Consider the following 19,803-nt stretch of genomic DNA (forward strand, 5'->3'; position numbering starts at 1 on the left):
CCAATGACCGAGTATGCAATTCAAGCTCAAAATGTAGTCAAAAAGTTCGGCGACTTTACTGCTATCAATAACATCACACTCAACGTGCCCAAAGGCAGCATTTACGGATTTTTGGGGCCAAATGGTTGCGGTAAGTCGACCACCATTCGTGTGCTCACCGGCCTTCTCAGTCCAAGCGAAGGCAGTGTGGATGTGCTTGGATTAGAAATCCCAAAACAATCCGAACAACTGCGGCTCAAAATTGGTTACATGACACAAAAGTTCTCGTTGTACGATGACCTATCCGTTCAAGAGAACCTCGAATTTATTGGGCAAATTTTTGGTTTAAGCAGCAAGTCGCTGAAAGAGCGGATAGAAGAGCAGCTCACCACTTACGGGTTGGATCAACTGCGAAAACAGCGCGTAAGCGGCATGAGTGGCGGACAAAAGCAGCGCCTTTCACTCGCAGCGGCGACCATGCACAAACCCGAACTGCTGTTTTTGGATGAGCCAACATCCGCCGTTGATCCCGAAAATCGACGCGATTTTTGGGAGCAGTTGTTCGACTTGTGCGATCAAGGTACGACGATTTTGGTCACCACGCATTACATGGACGAAGCGGAACGCTGCCATCGTCTGGCGATCATGGAATCGGGCGAAATTCGTGCCGATGGAGAACCCGAACAGTTAATGGAACAGATGGGCGTTAATATCATCGAGGTGAAAGCCGACAAACTTCGTGAACTCAAAGAAAAGCTGATTCAACGTGACGAAGTTCGCTCTGCGGCTCAATTGGGGATTCGTTTACGCATCCTTATCCACCAGCATGTCGAGCAGCCGATTGAGTGGTTAAAGCAGACGTTTCCCGAACTTCAAAACGCTGAAATGAACCACGCTCGCCCTAGCTTAGAAGATGTTTTTGTCAGCGTGACAGGGAAAGGCCGCCAATGATGAAACCTATCGCTCGCATGAAAGCCGTCATGATCAAAGAGATTCGCCAACTTTCCCGTGACCGAATCACGTTTGGCATGGTGGTGATGATCCCGCTTATCCAGCTTTTGCTGTTCGGCTTCGCAATCAATACGGACATTCGCAACATTCCGGTAGGTGTTGTCGACCAAAGTGGCAGTACCGCCGGGCGGATCATTACCCAGTCCGTCAAAGTCACTCAAGTGGTGGATATCAAAGAAACCTATGCCACCGCGCAAGAGGCTGAACAAGCGATTCAAGATGGTATTGTGCGCGCTGTGCTGATTTTGCCAAGCGATCTCACACAACGCATGATGCAAGGTCGGGAGCTTGGGCAGTGGATTGTGGATGGGTCAGATACCATGATCAGCTCGGCAATATTGTCGTTGCAAACCATGCCATTGACCGATTTTGATTTCGAGATTCGCCCAGCGCCAAGCAAAACATTCGAAGTCGCACTCTACTACAACCCAAGTCGGCGTTCTGCGGTCAACATCGTACCCGGCTTACTCGGTGTGATTCTCACCATGACGATGATTTTGTTCACCAGTGCCGCGATTGTACGAGAACGTGAACGGGGAAATTTGGAGCTATTGATCACCACGCCCATCCACTCGATAGAGCTAATGGTGGCGAAAATCGTGCCGTATATCTTTGTCGGCTTAATTCAGGTTTTCATCATTCTAGGATTGGGACATTGGATTTTCGGCGTACCGATTAACGGTGCAATCAGCCAAATTCTGTTTGGAACCTTGTTGTTTATCGCCGCCAGCTTAACTTTAGGATTAGTCATATCCACCATCGCCACAACACAGCTTCAAGCGATGCAAATGACGGTGTTCATTCTTCTGCCTTCGATTCTGCTGTCTGGATTTATGTTCCCTTACGAGGGTATGCCAGTCGCAGCACAGTGGATTTCAGAAGCCCTGCCCGCCACTCACTTTATGCGCATGATTCGAGGCATTGTGTTGCGAGGGGCGGATCTGATGGACTTATGGCGAGATACCCTTTGGTTGCTCGGGTTTACCGTATTTGGATTGGTCGTCGCGTCACTGAGGTTTAAGAAATCACTCGATTAAACTTGCCAATTTTTTCTCTTCTGCAGAAACAAAAATAGCCTCGACAATGAGGCTATTTTTGTTTGGATATTCAAATGTAGTTTTACCGGGCTTAACTAAGCAACTCACCTTAATAATATTCGCCGTACGAGCAGTCTCGTAAGTCTGAAATACTGTAGTTTTTCAAAGAGTTGATTTTAAAGTTAAACACCACCTGTTTACAGACGACACCTTCACGATCAGTATAGGTAATAAAGCCTTCACTGTAAGCACGTTTGCCATCAGAAGACGTAACATCGGCCACGAGCTCTAAATGCCCTTTGTGCGCCTCTACGCGATTCATCATCTCAAACACATCCATCCATTCTTCGCGATTTGCCATTTGTATCAACATGGATTTGGCCTGTGTTTCCAACTGCTGCGGATACACGTAATAACGGTTGTAACCAAAGTATGCGCACATCAGTAATAAAACGAGTGCAAATGAGGTTGTTCTTGTCATGCAAGCTGCCTCTTGTTGTTATAAAAATCCTGCTTCGTTAGTTCAGTATAGGAAGCGAGCAAAGTTTAGGTCATGGAACTTGCTCAAATAACAGAGAACAGTCAGAGAGAGTCAATTCTATGACAAGCTCAGCACAGGTTTAACTTATGCAACACAACAAATTCTAAGGGCTTTAACTATGGAATATGCACACCGATCTGGGTTGTCACCATACGGTGATCTGAGCCTTGTGGTAAAGCAGAGGATTGTCGAGAGCAAATGATTCGCTGTCCTTGATCAGATTTTAGCCACAAATGATCAATACCTATCATCATCGGCTCTGGCACGTTTATGCCTTTGATGTTGGTTGGCCAGCTCGTCACTGGCGCGGTTTGAAAACTCGGGAACAGCGTAGAAAAACGAGGGCTAACCGAGGAGAGATTGAAATCCCCCACAACCAACACCTCTGGCTCAGGATAAAGCGCGGTCAGCGTTTCTATGGTTCGCACCAGCGCATTTCTTTGATGCCAAAGCTCGCTGGTTCTTGGTGACGGTGGATGAGCCGCAAACAAAGTGATCGGTGCTTGACCTTTAGGCAACCAAACCGCTCTGATGACTTCTTGTCCATTTGGCGCACGATAAACCGAAACCTCCGTGATCGGGTGTCGGCTAAGAATCATCAAATTTGAAGGGTATCCCACGTCACGTTGACCACCATAATAATGCGGATAGACATCATCCAACATGTGCAAAAGGCTGCCAACACGAGGCGTCAGTTCTTGCATTACAACCAGATCAGCAGGATGCCTCAACAGATAGTTGATGAACTGATTGATGTCTGAGTTTTCGTAAAAAAGATTGAATTGAATGACGCTCAAAGACTGCGAGCAAGACGCCACATGGCTGCGCTGCGGCGGAACAAGTAACAAGACAAACAAAATAGCGACAAAGGCAGAAAATGCACTTTGCAACCATCGGTGAGCGATAAAAAACGCCGAGGCTAAAACAACGTAAGTGAACACAATGAGGGCGGGAATCGAGGTAAGATTCTCCGCCCACCAAATATGTTCAATTTGCCTGACCGCCAGCCAAATAAGAGCGGGTAGGAGCAATATGATCCACTTAAAAACACTCGACACACGCACTGCTCGTTTCGCTATTACATATCATAAGCTTAAATGCAATTTCTCAACTCGCCAGTGCGTGAAGCGTTGATGTCGTTGATGTTAGACGTGGTGTACCGCCTCCTCGACAGGCTCTGGTTGAGCGGCCGTTTCACTGATTTCAATCTTCACCGCTGCGACTTTGAATTCAGGAATTTTCGCATGAGGGTCCGTTGCCGTAGTCGTCAAGCGGTTGACTGGCGACTCAACGAAATGGAACGGAATAAACACGACGCCTTTTTGCATTCGCTTAGTCACAAACGCATCAATTTCGATGCTGCCACGACGAGTCGACACTTTTAGGCGCTGACCATTATGGATACCAATGACTTCGGCATCTTCAACACTGATCATCGCTCTTGGCCCAGCAAGGTTATCCAACCCTTTCGTTTTGCGTGTCATCGTACCGGTGTGGAACTGTTCTAGCACACGCCCTGTTGTAAGCACCAAAGGATACTCATCATCAGGCAGTTCAGCCGCGTAACGGAACGGAACGCCCACCATTTGCCCTTTCCCGCGGGTAAATTGGGTTTGGTGCATGATACGCGTACCGTTTGGATTGTTCTTGTTACTTGGCCATTGAACACCGTTCGGCGTGATCGCATCCCAGCGTAATCCTGCATATTGCGGCGTTACACGCGCGATCTCGCTAGTGATTTCAGAAACGCACTGGTAATGCCAATCGCTGCCCATCGCGTTTGCGATCGCTTGAGTGATCCACCAATCTTCTTTCGCCTCACCCGGCGCTTTCACTGCCTCATTAACGCGCTGCACGCGTCGCTCAGTATTGGTGAAGTGACCGGATTTTTCCGCAAATGAACAAGAAGGCAATACCACATCGGCGTACTGCGCCGTCTCGGTGAGGAAGATGTCTTGCACGACCAAGAAGTCGAGTGCTTCCAACCCTTCAATCACGTGTGCTTGGTTTGGATCACTCAGTACTGGGTTTTCGCCCATGATGTACATCCCGCGAACTTCTCGTTTGCACGCCGCATCGATGATTTCCGTTAGGGTAAGCCCTTGCTCAGAAGGTAAGTTTGGCGCATCCCACTCAATCGCGAATTTCTGACGAACAATCGGGTTATACACTTTTTGATATCCCGGATAGCAGTTCGGCAAAGCGCCCATATCACACGCACCTTGTACGTTTGATTGACCACGCAGTGGGTTAATACCACCACCCTCAATACCGATGTTGCCACACAACAATTGCAGGTTTGCAATCGAACGAACGTTGTCGTGCCCTGTTGTATGCTGGGTAATACCCATTGAGTAATACACCGCCGTGCGTTTTGCCGTACCAATCATTCGCGCCATCGCGAAAATATCGTCCGCTTTTACGCCCGTCACTAACTCAACTTTGTCGAGGTTGTACGCTGGCGACATCACCTCTTGAAGCAAGGTATCAAAGCCGTCGACGCGCTCTTCGATGTATTCTTGATCGTACCAACCATTTTTGATGATTTGCTGCATCACGCCGCTGAGCAACATAACATCCGTGCCCGGACGATGCGCTAAGTACAGCTCTGCATGTTCAGCCATGTCCACTCGTTTCGGGTCTGCCACAATCAAGCGCGCCCCGTGATGACGAATCGCCTGTTTGATGTGCGAAGCGATGATCGGGTGCGCAGATGTGGTGTCAGAACCGATAATAAAGATCACATCGGAATGCTTAATGCTCGGAATGTCGTTGGTCATCGCACCACTCCCCAACGATGCTTCAAGCCCTGTCAAACTTGATGCGTGACACAAACGTGCGCAGTGATCAACGTTGTTCGTACCCAGTTCACGACGGATGAATTTTTGAAACGCGTAGTTATCTTCGTTAGTGGTTTTCGCTGAAGAGAATCCGGCCAGTGCGTTGCTACCAAAATCTTGCTTGATGGTCGAAAGCTTCGAAGCCACTAGCTGAATCGCTTCGTCCCAACTTGCTGGCTGCAACCAACCATCTTTACGAATCAGTGGTGTCGTTAAACGCTCTTCGCTGCTAATGAAATCAAAACCAAAACGGCCTTTCACGCACAGCATACCTTGGTTAACCGGCGAATCCGCCCCTTTTACATAGCGGATTTTGTTTTGTCGCTCATCGACAAACATGGTCAACTTACAACCCACACCACAATAGGTACAAATGGTATCGACGGCTTTTAGCTGTTCGGTTCTGCCTTGAGAGCGGTCACGGCTGTCCACCATCGCGCCCGTAGGACATGCCTGAACACACGCCCCACATTGCACGCATTTTGAATCACCCATGAGCGTCAAACCGCTGCAACTTGCGCCTTTTTCATCGGAGCGGAATCGTGGACGATCATCTGGTCGTAAAGCTGGTCGGCCATTTTTATCCGACACAAAACTCAACACACCATGTACCGCTTTTTCACGGCATGCTTGAATACACTGACCACAACTGATGCAGCGGTTAGCATCAAATTCAATGAACTCAGAACTGCGGTCTACTTCGTATTTATGACGAAGATCTTTCGCTCGCAAATCGAGCCAATCTTGATGACCAATCACGCTAGCAGAGGAAACGTCCACAGAAACATCGAAATGTTGCTCGGCATGATATTCCGTCGAGTAATCTCGCAAGGCACAGTCGGTATTCGCTTGGCAACCACACTCTAAGCAGCGCGCCGATTCTTTCATGGCCTCTTCGTTATCAAAGCCAAGTTCCACTTCAGCAAAACTCTGCTCACGCTGCGCTGGGGTCAACTCTGGCATGATTGAACGAGCAACTTTTTGGATATTTTCAAAATGAAGTGGGTCAACCTGCGCCAGTTTTTTCTCTTTACGAGAGTTGAACGCAGGTTTCGGCATGTCTGCCATATCGCCATTGAGGAACAAATCAATCGCTTTTGCCGCAACTCGCCCATCTCCCACTGCTTCAACCGCTGTCGCAGGACCACGACGAAAATCACCGATACTGAAGATATTGCCCGTCCCCGTGTGCATGGTTTGCGAGTCGGACTCAGATGTGTTCCAACGCGTTAGTGGAATAGACAAATCATCGTTTTCTAAGAAGCTGAGATCCGGCTTTTGCGATACCGCTGCAATCACGGTATCAAATACTTCAGTAAAGAACTCACCCGTTGGTTTCGGGCTACGACGACCAGACGCATCTGGCTCACCTAACGCCATTCTTTCTAATCGAATTGCCTTCACGCGGCCGTTTTCATCCGCGATGTTTTCCGCCGGATTCGTTAAGAAATGGAACTTCACACCCTCATGTTCAGCTTCGACGATTTCGTAGTCTTCGGCTGGCATTTCGTCGCGAGTTCGACGATAGATCAAAGTGGTATCGGCACCCGCACGACGCGCCGTACGCGCACAGTCGATCGCAGTGTTACCACCACCAATCACGGCAACTTTTTTGCCCGTAACGTAGTTTTGTCCTGTAACGTAATCTTTCAGGTAATCAACACCGAGATAACAGCCGTCCAAGTCGCTACCAGGATAATTCATTTCTACCGCTTGAGACGCCCCCACAGCCAAACAGACGGCATCGTAGTCTTCACTCAATTGAGACAGCGTGAAATCAACACCAAGCTTTTTGTTGGTTTCAACTTGCATGCCGTTGCGGCACATCAGTTCGATTTCTTTGTCTAGAATGTCTTTGGGTAGGCGATATTCAGGAATGCCGTAGCGTAGCCAACCGCCTGCTTTGGGCATGGACTCAAATACGGTGACGTCATAACCTTCATTCGACAAGTAATAACCTGCCGTTAAGCCACCGGGGCCACTACCAACAACGGCGATCTTGCGATGCTTCGCTGGTTTTTTCTCTGGGACATACGCTTCATGCGCCGCTAAATCTGCGTCTGCGGCATGGCGTTTGAGTTGGCGAATGGCAATCGGCTCATCCACCAAAGAACGGCGACACTCACTTTCGCAGAATGCCGGACACACACGCCCAATCGATAACGGCATTGGTAGTGTGCGTTTAATAACTTCAATCGCTTTTTGATGATCGTTTTGCGAGATATGGTAGAGATAAGATTGGATGTCTACCCCAGCAGGACACGCCGTTTTGCATGGAGCTTCACAGTCTGCGTAGTGGTCCGTCATGATTCGGTTGAGCGCTTTTCTGCGGTGCTCACTCAGTTGTTCTGATTGTGTGACGACATTGAGACCGCGGTACACTTTGAGATCACAGGCGCGCTTAGTTCCGCCACTTTCCACTTCGACCACACACAAATCACACGGAATTTTCTCGTTACTTTTGTTCATTCCGCACAGTGAAGGGATTTCGACCCCGCACACTTTGGCTGCTTCCAGAAGGGTTAGCCCCTCTTCTACAATTCTATATTTTCCATCGATGACAATTTCTATCATACAACCCCCGAAGCAGGCACACTAAACCTTACATTCTATAAGGATAAACCCTACCATGGAAAGTTCGTGTGACAAAAAACTCACTAGCGAGATATTTCTTAGCGATTAATATGTCCAATTGACTTTAAGATGTAGAACTCATTATCTCGAAGTGGGTTCGGAAGTGGGTTCGGTATAATCCTTGACTTTACCCCTAGGGTAACCTTTATTATTTAAGGGTTACTCGATATATAAGCTCATTTTGACTGGAAACCGTATGCGTCTGAAATCATTGCATACAATTTGGCTAACGTTATGTACAACGCTGATACTGCTGGTATCTAGCGTTGTAAATAGTGCGCCTTTAATGAGCCTAAAAATGATGTCGAGTGATGCCATGATGTCTGCTCATATGACGGAAATGGCAAGCGAGAACGATCACTGCGGATCCCCGAGTATGAGCATGGAGATGGCCTCATCCTTGAGCTCCGGCTCTGCAGAGATGACCATAAGCTGTGTTGATGGCTCCGGTATGATCCACAATTGCTGCACAGCATCTTGCTCATTCGTTTTTGTCCCATTACCAGTCACCGACAGCCAGCTCTTCCCATTGGCTTGTCGCGCATCCATTGCCTCAGAAATTACCGCACCAGTGGTACAAGTCACCCATGATTTGTATCGGCCTCCGATAGTTTAATCCATACAAAGCATTCGACCCTGCATCGCTTTGCAGGCAGTTTCTTTGCGCCCAACTGATAGCGTGCTTACCTCAGCTATTCGCTCGTAACTCCATTTGTTACCGGCTATTTAGCGATAAAAAAGTGCGTCATCCGTTTGGCAAATACCAACGCTCTCCCGCTCGGTTCAATCGTTCCCGAAACGCCAAAGAGCTTGGTATCAATTTGGATGTAAATTATGGAATTCAACCCAAATCGCTTAGTGGCACCAGTATGCTCACTGGCTCTGGTTGCCCTACCTGCTTTCAATGTGGTGGCGCAATCGCCAGCCAATACGAAAGCACAACAAGAAGCGCAAGCCCAATCAATCCAAGCTCAGTCAACCAATGAGCTAGCAAACCTCATTAGCATTGCGTTGAGCAACGATGGCAACCGTAAGCAGTTCTATGCTCAATCGGAAGCGATGCGTGAAACAGGCGTAGCCAGCGCAACCTTGATGGACCCGAAATTGAAAGTCGGTTTTGGTGGTTTGCCTGTCGATAGCTTCAAATTTGACGAGGATCCGATGACCAATATCTCCGTCGGTTTGATGCAACAGTTCGAACGTGGTTCGACGCTCGACCTTCAACAAAAGAAAGCCAATCAACAAGCCGATGGTTTGTCGCTACAAGTTCACGCACGGGAACTTGAAGTGGCAAACAGCATGACTCAGCTTTGGTTGGAGCTGGGCTATCAGCAGAAAGCAGAGCAAATTTTGCTAGAAAACCGTCGGCTCATGACGGAAATGGAAAACTTCATTCAAACCAATTACTCAATCGGCAAAAGCGAAGCGCAAGATTTACTGAATGCACAGCTTCAAGTGAGTAAGTTGGATGAAAAGCTACAAGCCAACGCACAAATGCAGCGCCGTTTGGTCTCGCAACTCTCAGAATGGTTGGGCTCTGACTGGCTCAATACCTATACCCAAAACGGACGCTCAACACTTCAAGCCAGCAACACACTGACTTGGGCGTCATTAAACCAAAAGTTGTCTGCAAATAGCGAAACGACCAAGCACTACCAACAGTTGAGTGAGCACCCGATGGTGAAAATGGCAGACGTAAGTATTTCTGCCAATGAAACTCAAGTGAACATTGCAGAGCAAGCTTACACACCTCAATTTGGTGTGGAAGTGATGTACGCCTATCGTCAAGCCAACAATATGAAAGGCGAACCAGCATCGGATTTGGTGAGCGCGTATCTAACGATGGACATTCCCCTGTTCACTGGCAATCGCCAAGACCGCAACTTAGCCGCCGCGCAGTATCAAGTGGGTGCTGCTCGCTCACAAAAAGATACGTTACTGACTCAGATGAACGCGAAGGTCAACACATTGCTGGTTGATCGCGCCAACTTGAGTCAGCGTTTAGAGCGTTATCAATCCACCTTACTTCCCCAAGTTCAAGCTCGTATTCACGCGGTAGAAAGGGGTTATCAAAACAACACCGCACAGTTTAACGACGTGCTCATGGCAAGCACAGACGAGCTGGCGCTAAAGCTCGAACAGCAACGTCTTATTACCGATTTAAACATCGTAAACAGCAACTTAGCGGCTTTATTGGGTGGTTTCGAATATCAAGTATCCGCACCCAACATCACGCCTGAAGCAAGCGCGAACTAAAACAAAAACATGAGAGAACCCAAGTTTGGGGCCGATGGCGAATACACACCAATAAACAATCAACATCGCTGTCATGCCTCATGGGGAAAATAAGGAATTAGGAATGAGTTCAAATTCAATCAAAATAGCAACCATCGCTCTGCTTGTTGGCGGGGCACTGGGGTTTGGCGTTAATCAGTACCTATCTGGTGCAAACCACGACATGAGCGGCACAGGTGGTAGCGCTGCGAGCAGCTCGAACGAGCCACTCTATTGGGTTGCGCCAATGGATCCAAATTATAAGCGCGACAAACCGGGCAAGTCGCCAATGGGCATGGACTTGATCCCAGTGTACGCTGAAGATCTCGCAGGTGAACAAGACAAACCCGGCACGGTAAAAATTGACCCATCAGTTGAAAACAACTTAGGTGTAAAAACTGCTCAAGTCTCTTTAGAGCAACTTTCACCTCGGATTGAAACTGTCGGCTATATCGCGTTTGACGAAAGCCATTTGTGGCAAACCAACGTTCGCGTGGCGGGCTGGGTTGAAAAGCTTTACATCAATGCCGTGGGTGAAAAGGTCAAAAAAGGCGATGTGCTGTTCACGCTGTACTCGCCTGAGCTAGTCAAAGCACAAGAAGAGCTGCTGAACGCCTACCGAACTGGGCGTAATGGCCTGGTGAAAGGCGCGACAGAACGTTTAGTGACACTGGGTGTTGATCGTTCTCAAATCAGAGCCATCACTCAACGCGGGAAAGCATCGCAAACTATTGAAATTAAAGCTCCGGAAGATGGCGTCATCGCGAGTTTGAACGTTCGTGAAGGTGGTTACCTATCCCCTGCTCAAGCGGTAATCAGCGCGGGCCCACTTGAAAACGTATGGGTGGATGCCGAAGTATTTGAGCGCCAAGCTCACTGGATGAAAGCAGGAAGTAGCGCCACTATGACGCTTGATGCTATTCCAGGCAATGAATGGAAAGGGGTTGTCGACTACGTATACCCTATTCTGGATCCTAAAACTCGTACCTTGCGTGTACGCCTCAAGTTCCCTAACCCGAATGGCGATCTTAAACCTAATATGTTTGCCAACATTGCCCTTCAACCAGTCACTGATAACGCAGTTATGACGATTCCTAAGTCTTCCGTTATTCGATCCGGCGGTATGACCCGAGTCGTGTTGTCTGAAGGCGATGGTAAATACCGCTCAACGCGCATCAAAGTTGGGCGTGAAGCCGACGACAAAATCGAGGTGCTACAAGGTCTGTCTCAAGATGATCGCATCGTAACCTCTGCACACTTTATGTTGGATTCGGAATCGAGCCAAACGGCTGATCTATCCCGTATTTCATCACCTACTGAAGCCAAAGTAGAAACAGTTTGGGCTAAGGGTGAAATCACCGATGTGATGAAAGATCACCGTATGTTGACCATTAATCATCAGCCCGTAGCAGAGTGGGATTGGCCGGGTATGGTCATGAACTTTACCCTCGCAGATGACGTTGATGTGGGCACTCTGCAAAAAGGCCAAGCTATCGAGTTTGAAATTCAGAAAACAGAGTCCGGTCAATATGAAGTCGTTGACTACAAAACCGATGACAGCGTTGTCGTGACTGACGTATGGATTACCGGAGATATCAGCATGTTGATGGCGGATTTTGGGATGATAACTCTCAACCACCTCCCAGTTGCAGAATGGAACTGGGAGGCAGGAGAGATGAACTTCTCTGTGGGTGATGAAGTGGATCTATCCGGATTCAAAGAAGGTCAGAAAGTACGGTTTTTAGTTGAAAAACAAGGAGCTGACTACGTCTTGAAGCAACTTGAAGCGGTTGAGGGCTAACTATGATTGGAGCAATAATCCGCTGGTCGATCAAAAACCGTTTCATGGTTTTGATCGCTACCTTAGCGCTTGTTTTAACCGGACTTTACAGTGTAAAGAATACACCTGTAGACGCCATTCCGGATCTTTCTGATGTTCAAGTGATCATCAAAACAAGCTACCCAGGCCAAGCACCTCAAGTGGTGGAAGATCAAGTTACTTATCCGCTAACCACCGCGATGCTCGCCGTACCGGGTGCAGAAACCGTTCGTGGTTATTCATTCTTTGGTGACTCATATGTTTATATCATTTTTAACGATGATACCGACATGTATTGGGCACGTTCGCGCGTTTTAGAGTACCTAAGCCAAGTAGCACCTAAATTACCACCAAGTGCAAAACCGACATTAGGACCAGATGCAACGGGTGTGGGCTGGGTCTATAGCTATGTACTGCAAGATAAAACTGGCAACCATGATCTTGCTGATCTACGCAGTATGCAAGACTGGTTCTTGAAATATGAGCTGCAAACCGTCGATGGCGTCTCTGAAGTCGCAACCGTTGGCGGTATGGTGAAGCAATATCAAGTTCAGATTGACCCAGCTAAGCTACGTGCTTACAACCTGACACTGCAACAAGTGAACATGGCGATCCAAAACGGCAATCAGGAAACGGGCGCCTCTGTTGTTGAAGTAGCAGAAGCGGAACATATGGTTCGCACTACAGGTTACCTAACGAGTATTGAGGATATTGAATCACTCCCGCTCAAAGTGACAGAGAAAGGTACACCGCTCTTATTGGGCGACATTGCTGACATCAACTTAGGTCCGCAAATGCGTCGCGGCATCTCTGAACTTAACGGCGAAGGTGAAGCGGTTGGTGGCGTTATTGTCATGCGATTCGGCGAAAACGCGAGTGAAGTCATCAGCAAAGTAAAAGACAAACTTGAAGATTTACAGCGTAGCTTACCGGATGGTGTAGAAATCGTTCCTACTTACGATCGCTCCACGCTGATTAACGCTGCCGTAGAAAACTTATGGAAGAAATTGGCGGAAGAATTCATCGTCGTGGCGATTGTTTGTGCCCTCTTCCTATTTCACATCCGTTCATCTTTGGTTATAGCGCTGAGTTTGCCCGTCGGTATTTTATCCGCGTTTATCGTCATGCACTCTCAAGGCATTAATGCCAACATCATGTCGCTCGGGGGGATTGCCATCGCCATCGGTGCAATGGTGGATGGTGCCATCGTAATGATAGAAAACGTCCACAAGCATATTGAACGAACGCCTCTCACGGATAAGAACCGCTGGCAAGTGATTGGCAAAGCCGCTGAAGAAGTGGGCGCGCCCCTGTTCTTCTCACTGCTTATCATCACGTTAAGCTTTGTGCCAGTATTTGCATTGGAAGGTCAAGAGGGCAAGATGTTCTCCCCTCTCGCCTTTACTAAAACTTATGCAATGGCCGCAGCGGCAGGTTTGGCAATTACCCTCGTACCTGTGCTCATGGGTTATTTCATCCGTGGCAACGTATTACCAGAGCATAAGAATCCAGTAAATAGAGGCTTAATTGCGCTGTATCGCCCGTTACTGAATACCAGCCTCAAGTATCCTAAGAGTATGATCGTTATCGCTTTAGGTCTAATGGCGTCAGCTTACTATCCAACCAGTCAACTGGGTAGCGAATTCATCCCACCATTGGATGAAGGCGACTTGATGTACATGCCGACTACGTATCCGGGAATCTCGATTGGTAAAGCACGTGAACTAGTTCAGCAAACCAACAAGCTGATCAAAACCGTACCGGAAGTCAAAACGGTTTGGGGCAAGATTGGCCGTGCGGAAACGGCCACCGATCCTGCACCACTTACCATGATTGAAACAGTTATTCAGCTAAAACCTCACGATCAATGGCGTGAAGGCGTGACGACAGAGTCGTTACGCAAAGAGTTCGATGAACTGATTCAGTTTCCGGGACTCACCAACGCATGGGTAATGCCGATCAAAACGCGTATCGACATGCTTGCGACGGGCATTAAAACGCCAATTGGGATCAAAATCGCAGGCCCAGACCTGAAAGAGATCGAAAAAATTGGAGCTCAGCTGGAACCTATTCTTAATAGCGTTCACGGCACCTCATCTGTATATGCGGAGCGTGTCGCGGGTGGCCGTTACGTAACGATTGATATCAAACGCCGCGCAGCTGCGAGATACGGATTGAGTATCAAAGACGTTCAACAAGTTATCTCAACCGCGGTCGGTGGTATGAATGTTGGAGAAACCATTGAAGGGCTAGAGCGCTACCCTATCAACGTCCGCTATCCGCAAGATTACCGTGACTCGGTTGTTAAACTGCAAAACCTACCACTGGTAACTCCCAACGGCGCACGCATCGCACTCGCAGACGTGGCAGATATTCGTTATGAAGATGGTCCACCGATGATCAAAACCGAAAACGCGCGTCCAAACGGTTGGGTTTTCGTGGATATCGAAGGTCGTGACCTAGGCTCATACGTCGTGGAAGCACAACAAGTAGTAGCAGATCAACTTGAATTACCTGCGGGTTATTCGCTGGCTTGGTCAGGTCAGTACGAATACATGGAACGCGCCAAAGACCGCTTAAGTGTCGTAGTACCAATCACTATTGCGATCATCATGATGCTACTTTACTTCAGCTTCCGCCGTGTGGGTGAGGTGCTGATCATCATGCTGACGCTGCCTTTAGCAATGGTTGGTGGCTTATGGCTGATGCATTATCTGAACTACAACTTCTCTATTGCCGTGGGGGTAGGGTTTATAGCCCTCGCCGGCGTTGCGGTGGAGATAGGCGTCATCATGCTGGTGTATCTCAACCAAGCATGGCACCACCGAAAACTGGATGCAGAAGAGAAACAACGACCGCTTCAAGCGCGGGATCTTACAGACGCAATTCGCGAAGGTGCTGGCTTACGTGTGCGACCTGTCATGATGACCGTATTAACGGTAATCATTGGTCTTATTCCAATCATGTACGGCGAGGGGACAGGCTCTGAAGTGATGCAACGCATCGCTGCACCGATGATTGGTGGCATGGCCTCTGCCCTGCTGTTAACACTGCTTGTGTTACCTGCCATCTTCAAGCTGTGGAAACAGCGTGAAGTGAAATCAACTCAACACCAAGATAAATAACAACGAGCGCCATTATTCAGAGAGTAATGGCGCGATAGCTCATTGATAGTAAAGGAAATCAACATGAAAAAGACTCTTATCACTCTTGCTCTAACCATGGTATCGAGTGGCGTATTTGCTCAAATGGATAACTCAAACATGAACCACGACAACATGGAGCATGGTCAAATGGATCACGGTTCCATGAACATGGATAAAATGCCGATGGATCATGGAAAAATGGACCACGGTAAAATGGATCATTCTGGTATGAGCGGCATGCCGGGCATGTCAGCGGTTGGTATGCCTGCAAATGGCGCAAAACCAGACAAAGTCGTTCATGTACTCTTAACGGATGACATGAAAATTACATTCAAAAAAGACGTGACAATAGAACCGGATGATGTGGTTCAATTTGTGGTAATGAATACAGGCAAAATCAATCACGAATTTACCATTGGCTCAGCAGAAGAACAACTTAAACACCGTGAAATGATGAAAACCATGTCTGGCGATCACATGCATGACTCCGGCAATGCTGTCACTGTTGAACCAGGCAAAGCGAAACAACTCCTGTGGCACTTCCATGGCGATAAAAATGTAGAGTTCGCGTGTAATATCCCCGGACATGCAGAAGCCGGCATGGTCAAAAAAGTGGAACTGTAGTAAGACCGGATTAACGCATTAACACGGTTCATAGACGTTAAATATAAATAAAAAGGAGCTAATATCAGCTCCTTTTTATTTCGCCCCAAATACTAGACTATCGCATCACAAACAGCTCTTCATGATAGCGATGTTCTATATCAAAACGATATACCTCTAACTCTTTTTTCAGGGTTCTAGAGAATACCTCCGGTCCACAGAAATAAAACTCATAACGCGATAAGTCGCCGCATTCCCTCGCAATTCGTTCAACATTAAGTCGAGGTGAAACCGCAGTATCTATCACGTTCAGTTTCACTTGTGCCTGACGCGCGGCATTCCACAGTTCATCCACTAAATGACTATCTAAGCCACGTGTGCAATAAAACAAATGCACTGGCGGATGTCTTTTTAACGCTTTCAATGAAGATAAGATAGCAAAGAACGACGCTATCCCGACACCACCAGCAATCCAAACTTGCGGCTTGTTGACATCAAACTCTAAACGTCCATACGGCCCTTCAACAACAACCTCATTACCCGCTTTCACGCGCTGGTACAAATTGGTCGTGAAATCGCCTAGCTCTTTGATCAAAAAACGGACCTCTGGATCGTGCTCACCTGAAACAATCGTAAACGGATGTGGATCTTCGTTACCAAAACGAACGTAAGCAAACTGCCCAGCTTTGTGCCCTTGCCAAGGTTTTCCTTGGTCGTTAATGCCTGGCGCCAAAACCAGCTCCATCACTCGCGCTTGAGGGAAGTAGCGAGTCGACACCACTTTGGCGGGATAGCGATTCGCTCGTCCGACAAAGCCAAACAAGCTATAAACGGCAGCCGCAGAGCCCATCAATGCAAAACCAAAAGCGATAAAATGAATGGGATCGCCCCAGTACGCGTGCTTGATCAGCAAAACGGAGTGAACAGCAACCATCAAATACACCACAGCCATTAAACGATGGGATAACTTAAACGGTTTGTATTTAACAACAGTCCAGAGTGACACTGCCAGCAATACCAATAGCAAATAAAAGCCCCACTCACCTAAATCCAAGCCTATATCACGCAGTTCTTTAACCCATAACTCAAAACCAACGAAGTTATTGCCTGATGGCCCTGCTCCAGTGTGTTTTACTGGTTTTTCCAACCAACCAGCAGCAACGAGCCACTTCGGCACTTTATACATAAGCCAATGGATCACACCCAAACTGACGCCTGCTATACCTAACCACTTGTGTACTCGATATGCCTTGTCCATGCCATGAACCCATTGCTCTATCACAGGTAAGCGCAGCGCCAGCACCATCGCAATAGACATCAAAGCTAACGACAAAACACCAGAATATTGAATAAGCGCGGAGCGCCATTGGAAGAATTGGGTCGAGGAAAGCAGTTGCGGTTCACTCATCCACCACAACACAGACACGGCGGCAATTATCATCCATACAAAATTTCGTACAGTTTTCATGAACATCACTCTCAAATTGACGACAACTCTAGTTTAGTTTTTCTAGCGTAATGCAACGTCAATATTCGTAAAGTTGAGTAAACCCACAATATACCTAAGGTCAATAACAAACTTGGAGGTATTGCGCAGAATCCTACAAAAAATCGACATGGATTTAACAGTGGTTAGAGTATTCGCTCGTTATAGTTTGCGTAACATCGCCACAGTGCGAACCAAAACCAAAATGAAGAACACGACGCATGAAAAAGTTATTTTTGTTGGCTGGGCTAATGGTTTGCTCAACCCTAAGTTACTCTTCCCAACTGAATGAAGACATTTCTCTCATCGAACAACAAACCTCAAGCAGAATTGGAGTCTCGGTTTGGGATACGCAAACCGATGAGCGCTGGGATTACCGTGGCGATGAACGCTTCCCACTCATGAGCACATTCAAAACCTTGGCTTGCGCCACAATGCTAAGTGATATGGACAGCGGTAAGCTAAGTAAAAATGCGACCGCGAAAGTCGATGAGCGCAGCATCGTTGTGTGGTCTCCAGTGATGGACAAACTCGCAGGCCAAAACACACGCGTAGAACACGCTTGTGAAGCTGCGATGTTGATGAGTGATAATACTGCTGCCAACTTAGTATTGAATGAAATCGGCGGCCCTAAGGCCGTAACAATGTTTCTGCGAACTATTGGTGATAAAGCGACGCGCCTAGATAGATTAGAACCACGTTTGAACGAAGCGACACCGGGAGACAACCGCGACACAACCACACCTAACGCCATGGTAAACACTCTGCGAACCTTGATTGAAGGAGAAACGTTGTCTTACGAGTCTCGCGTGCAATTAAAAATCTGGATGCAGGACAACAAGGTTTCAGACTCGTTAATGCGTTCAGTATTACCAACAGGTTGGTCTATCGCCGACCGCTCTGGTGCGGGTGGTCACGGTTCGCGTGGTATTAACGCAATCATATGGAAGGAAAACCATCGTCCTGTTTACATTAGTATCTATGTCACAGAAACCGAGCTATCACTGCAAGCCAGAGACCAGCTCATCGCGCAAATCAGTCAGTTGATTTTACAGAAATACAAAGATAATTAATTCACTGCGTACATATTTACTTTCCTAAGTTTACCCTCTTTGCCCTTCTCTTCCCTGAAGGGCTTTCCTATTCTTTGGTTCTACCTCAAAAACACCCCTTATTGAGTAATGACTTACTTATAAATAGGTATAACATTTATTCATTTAGGCGTGAGTTAACGCCCACATTAAGCAATTGAACACACATAGATGGCGATAAATAAACCATAATCTTACGTAGAAACGCATTTTTCTTGAAAATAGCTTCGTGTAACTTATTGTTGGTATTTGCAACATCGCAAGGAGATGTCTATTGAGACTTGAAAGAACTTTTAACCCTGATGACTTATCGATGCAGAACATGGAAAGTCCGATCTGTATGCCGATAGGGTTTGTTCACTTTTTAGCTCAATCGGAAACATTGCAGCAGGTGCTTGATACGGTCGCAGAATGGATAAATCGTATATTCAATTCCGACCGCGCGAGTATCACGCTTTATGAAAATGATGATCACCTGAAGGTCTACTCTTTCTCTGGTAATAAAGCGATTCCGGCTGAATTCTTGGTACCTATTCACCGAGCTTTTGTTGGCCGAGTGTTCAAAAATCAACAACTGATGATCTGTGACGATGTCACTCAATCTGATGAGGTCGATTGTGTGATGCTGGCATCCAATGGCATGGGGACGTGTATGGATGCGCCTTTAATGCACGGTAAAGTCTGTTTGGGCACGCTTAATGTTGCACATCATCAAACGCACACTTATACAAACGAACAAGCGGCACAGCTTCAGTGTATTGCTAACTGGATTGCTTTAAACATTGCTCTTCATATACAAATTATGAAAATGGAGCATCTTGCCACAACGGATGATCTGACTGGCATTCCAAACCGCAGAGAATTCATGCGACAAATCGAAAGCCGCCTGAATGAATACCGCACCCAAGGCATTGACTTCCATGTTGCTATTCTAGATTTAGACAACTTTAAAAGCCTTAATGATCGGTTTGGTCATGACGCTGGCGATAAATCGCTGATCCATGCAGTCAACACCATTCAAAGCCATCTACTTGACTGTGACTTACTTGCCAGAGTTGGCGGTGAAGAGTTTGCCATCGTACTAAGAAGCCGGTCATCGCAAGAAGCCCTAAACACATTAGAAACGATTCGCAATGCGCTAGAAACTACGACGATTCAACACTCAGGTCGTGATATGAGTTTTACCGCTAGTATTGGTGTAACTCAAGTCTGTAGCTTGGATGACTCGTTTGAACCACTCGTAAAACGCGCCGACTTAGCCCTTTACAAAGCCAAAGAAACCGGTAGAAACCGTGTTGAGGTTCATAAAACAGAAGAAAACTAGAAAAGAGAGTGATAAAAA

13 protein-coding genes are annotated in these 19,803 nt (G+C 47.3%); 9 read left to right on the forward strand and 4 right to left on the reverse strand.

Annotated elements, in window-relative coordinates:
• Nucleotides 1–3 precede the first annotated feature (3 nt).
• Nucleotides 4–930, forward strand: a complete 927-nt coding sequence (locus tag NDJ01_RS15950) for an ABC transporter ATP-binding protein (RefSeq protein ID WP_005487744.1) — start codon at nt 4–6, stop codon at nt 928–930.
• A complete protein-coding gene (locus NDJ01_RS15955; RefSeq protein ID WP_005498311.1) occupies nt 930–2,027 on the forward strand; it encodes an ABC transporter permease in 1,098 nt (365 codons plus the stop codon). Before NDJ01_RS15950 ends, NDJ01_RS15955 begins: the two co-directional genes overlap by 1 nt.
• Before the next feature lie 109 nt (nt 2,028–2,136).
• On the opposite strand, the gene NDJ01_RS15960 is transcribed toward NDJ01_RS15955, so the two are convergent.
• The 3 genes from NDJ01_RS15960 to fdhF all read right to left on the reverse strand — a co-directional run bounded on the left by NDJ01_RS15960 (nt 2,137) and on the right by fdhF (nt 7,982).
• Nucleotides 2,137–2,508 carry a hypothetical protein gene (locus tag NDJ01_RS15960; protein WP_005391248.1) on the reverse strand — a complete coding sequence of 124 codons (372 nt, stop codon included), beginning with the start codon at nt 2,506–2,508 and terminating at the stop codon, nt 2,137–2,139.
• A gap of 176 nt (nt 2,509–2,684) precedes the next feature.
• Nucleotides 2,685–3,632 (reverse strand): endonuclease/exonuclease/phosphatase family protein, encoded by a 948-nt coding sequence (locus NDJ01_RS15965; RefSeq protein ID WP_047008400.1) that lies wholly within the window; start codon nt 3,630–3,632, stop codon nt 2,685–2,687.
• An 81-nt stretch (nt 3,633–3,713) separates the two neighbouring features.
• Nucleotides 3,714–7,982 carry a formate dehydrogenase subunit alpha gene (gene fdhF, locus NDJ01_RS15970; RefSeq protein WP_258586970.1) on the reverse strand — a complete coding sequence of 1,423 codons (4,269 nt, stop codon included), beginning with the start codon at nt 7,980–7,982 and terminating at the stop codon, nt 3,714–3,716.
• 256 nt (nt 7,983–8,238) lie between these two features.
• Here fdhF and NDJ01_RS15975 point away from each other — a divergent pair, with 256 nt between their 5' ends.
• From NDJ01_RS15975 to NDJ01_RS15995, 5 genes are all read left to right on the forward strand, one after another.
• On the forward strand, nt 8,239–8,658 hold the full coding sequence (locus NDJ01_RS15975) for a hypothetical protein (RefSeq protein ID WP_258586971.1): 420 nt from the start codon (nt 8,239–8,241) through the stop codon (nt 8,656–8,658).
• A gap of 218 nt (nt 8,659–8,876) precedes the next feature.
• Entirely contained in the window at nt 8,877–10,298 is a 1,422-nt protein-coding gene (locus tag NDJ01_RS15980) for a TolC family protein (RefSeq protein ID WP_257081731.1), read from the forward strand.
• Nucleotides 10,299–10,401: 103 nt separating this feature from the next.
• Complete coding sequence (locus NDJ01_RS15985) at nt 10,402–12,117, forward strand: efflux RND transporter periplasmic adaptor subunit (RefSeq protein WP_047008404.1); 1,716 nt, start codon at nt 10,402–10,404, stop codon at nt 12,115–12,117.
• Between the two features lie 2 nt (nt 12,118–12,119).
• The gene (locus NDJ01_RS15990) at nt 12,120–15,260 is read left to right on the forward strand and encodes an efflux RND transporter permease subunit (protein WP_006742108.1); all 3,141 of its coding nucleotides are present in this window, start codon (nt 12,120–12,122) and stop codon (nt 15,258–15,260) included.
• A gap of 63 nt (nt 15,261–15,323) precedes the next feature.
• Entirely contained in the window at nt 15,324–15,905 is a 582-nt protein-coding gene (locus NDJ01_RS15995) for a cupredoxin family protein (RefSeq protein ID WP_258431942.1), read from the forward strand.
• A gap of 97 nt (nt 15,906–16,002) precedes the next feature.
• On the opposite strand, the gene NDJ01_RS16000 is transcribed toward NDJ01_RS15995, so the two are convergent.
• Nucleotides 16,003–17,352 (reverse strand): ferric reductase-like transmembrane domain-containing protein, encoded by a 1,350-nt coding sequence (locus NDJ01_RS16000; RefSeq protein ID WP_258431943.1) that lies wholly within the window; start codon nt 17,350–17,352, stop codon nt 16,003–16,005.
• 239 nt (nt 17,353–17,591) lie between these two features.
• On the opposite strand from NDJ01_RS16000, the gene blaCARB reads away from it, so the two are divergent.
• Entirely contained in the window at nt 17,592–18,443 is an 852-nt protein-coding gene (gene blaCARB, locus NDJ01_RS16005; RefSeq protein WP_047008407.1) for a CARB family carbenicillin-hydrolyzing class A beta-lactamase, read from the forward strand.
• Nucleotides 18,444–18,735: 292 nt separating this feature from the next.
• On the forward strand, nt 18,736–19,785 hold the full coding sequence (locus NDJ01_RS16010; protein ID WP_258586972.1) for a sensor domain-containing diguanylate cyclase: 1,050 nt from the start codon (nt 18,736–18,738) through the stop codon (nt 19,783–19,785).
• Nucleotides 19,786–19,803 lie beyond the last annotated feature (18 nt).

Source organism: Vibrio sp. HS-50-1 (assembly GCF_024747315.1).
Lineage (GTDB): Bacteria > Pseudomonadota > Gammaproteobacteria > Enterobacterales > Vibrionaceae > Vibrio > Vibrio diabolicus.

Bases quoted from the DNA above. Each gene is read 5' to 3' on its own strand.
- fdhF (WP_258586970.1), bottom strand. From the start codon at position 7,982: ATGATAGAAATTGTCATCGATGGAAAATATAGAATTGTAGAAGAGGGG.
- NDJ01_RS15980 (WP_257081731.1), top strand. From the start codon at position 8,877: ATGGAATTCAACCCAAATCGCTTAGTGGCACCAGTATGCTCACTGGCT.
- NDJ01_RS15985 (WP_047008404.1), top strand. From the start codon at position 10,402: ATGAGTTCAAATTCAATCAAAATAGCAACCATCGCTCTGCTTGTTGGC.
- NDJ01_RS15975 (WP_258586971.1), top strand. From the start codon at position 8,239: ATGCGTCTGAAATCATTGCATACAATTTGGCTAACGTTATGTACAACG.
- blaCARB (WP_047008407.1), top strand. From the start codon at position 17,592: ATGAAAAAGTTATTTTTGTTGGCTGGGCTAATGGTTTGCTCAACCCTA.
- NDJ01_RS15995 (WP_258431942.1), top strand. From the start codon at position 15,324: ATGAAAAAGACTCTTATCACTCTTGCTCTAACCATGGTATCGAGTGGC.
- NDJ01_RS15960 (WP_005391248.1), bottom strand. From the start codon at position 2,508: ATGACAAGAACAACCTCATTTGCACTCGTTTTATTACTGATGTGCGCA.
- NDJ01_RS15955 (WP_005498311.1), top strand. From the start codon at position 930: ATGAAACCTATCGCTCGCATGAAAGCCGTCATGATCAAAGAGATTCGC.
- NDJ01_RS15950 (WP_005487744.1), top strand. From the start codon at position 4: ATGACCGAGTATGCAATTCAAGCTCAAAATGTAGTCAAAAAGTTCGGC.
- NDJ01_RS15990 (WP_006742108.1), top strand. From the start codon at position 12,120: ATGATTGGAGCAATAATCCGCTGGTCGATCAAAAACCGTTTCATGGTT.
- NDJ01_RS16000 (WP_258431943.1), bottom strand. From the start codon at position 17,352: ATGAAAACTGTACGAAATTTTGTATGGATGATAATTGCCGCCGTGTCT.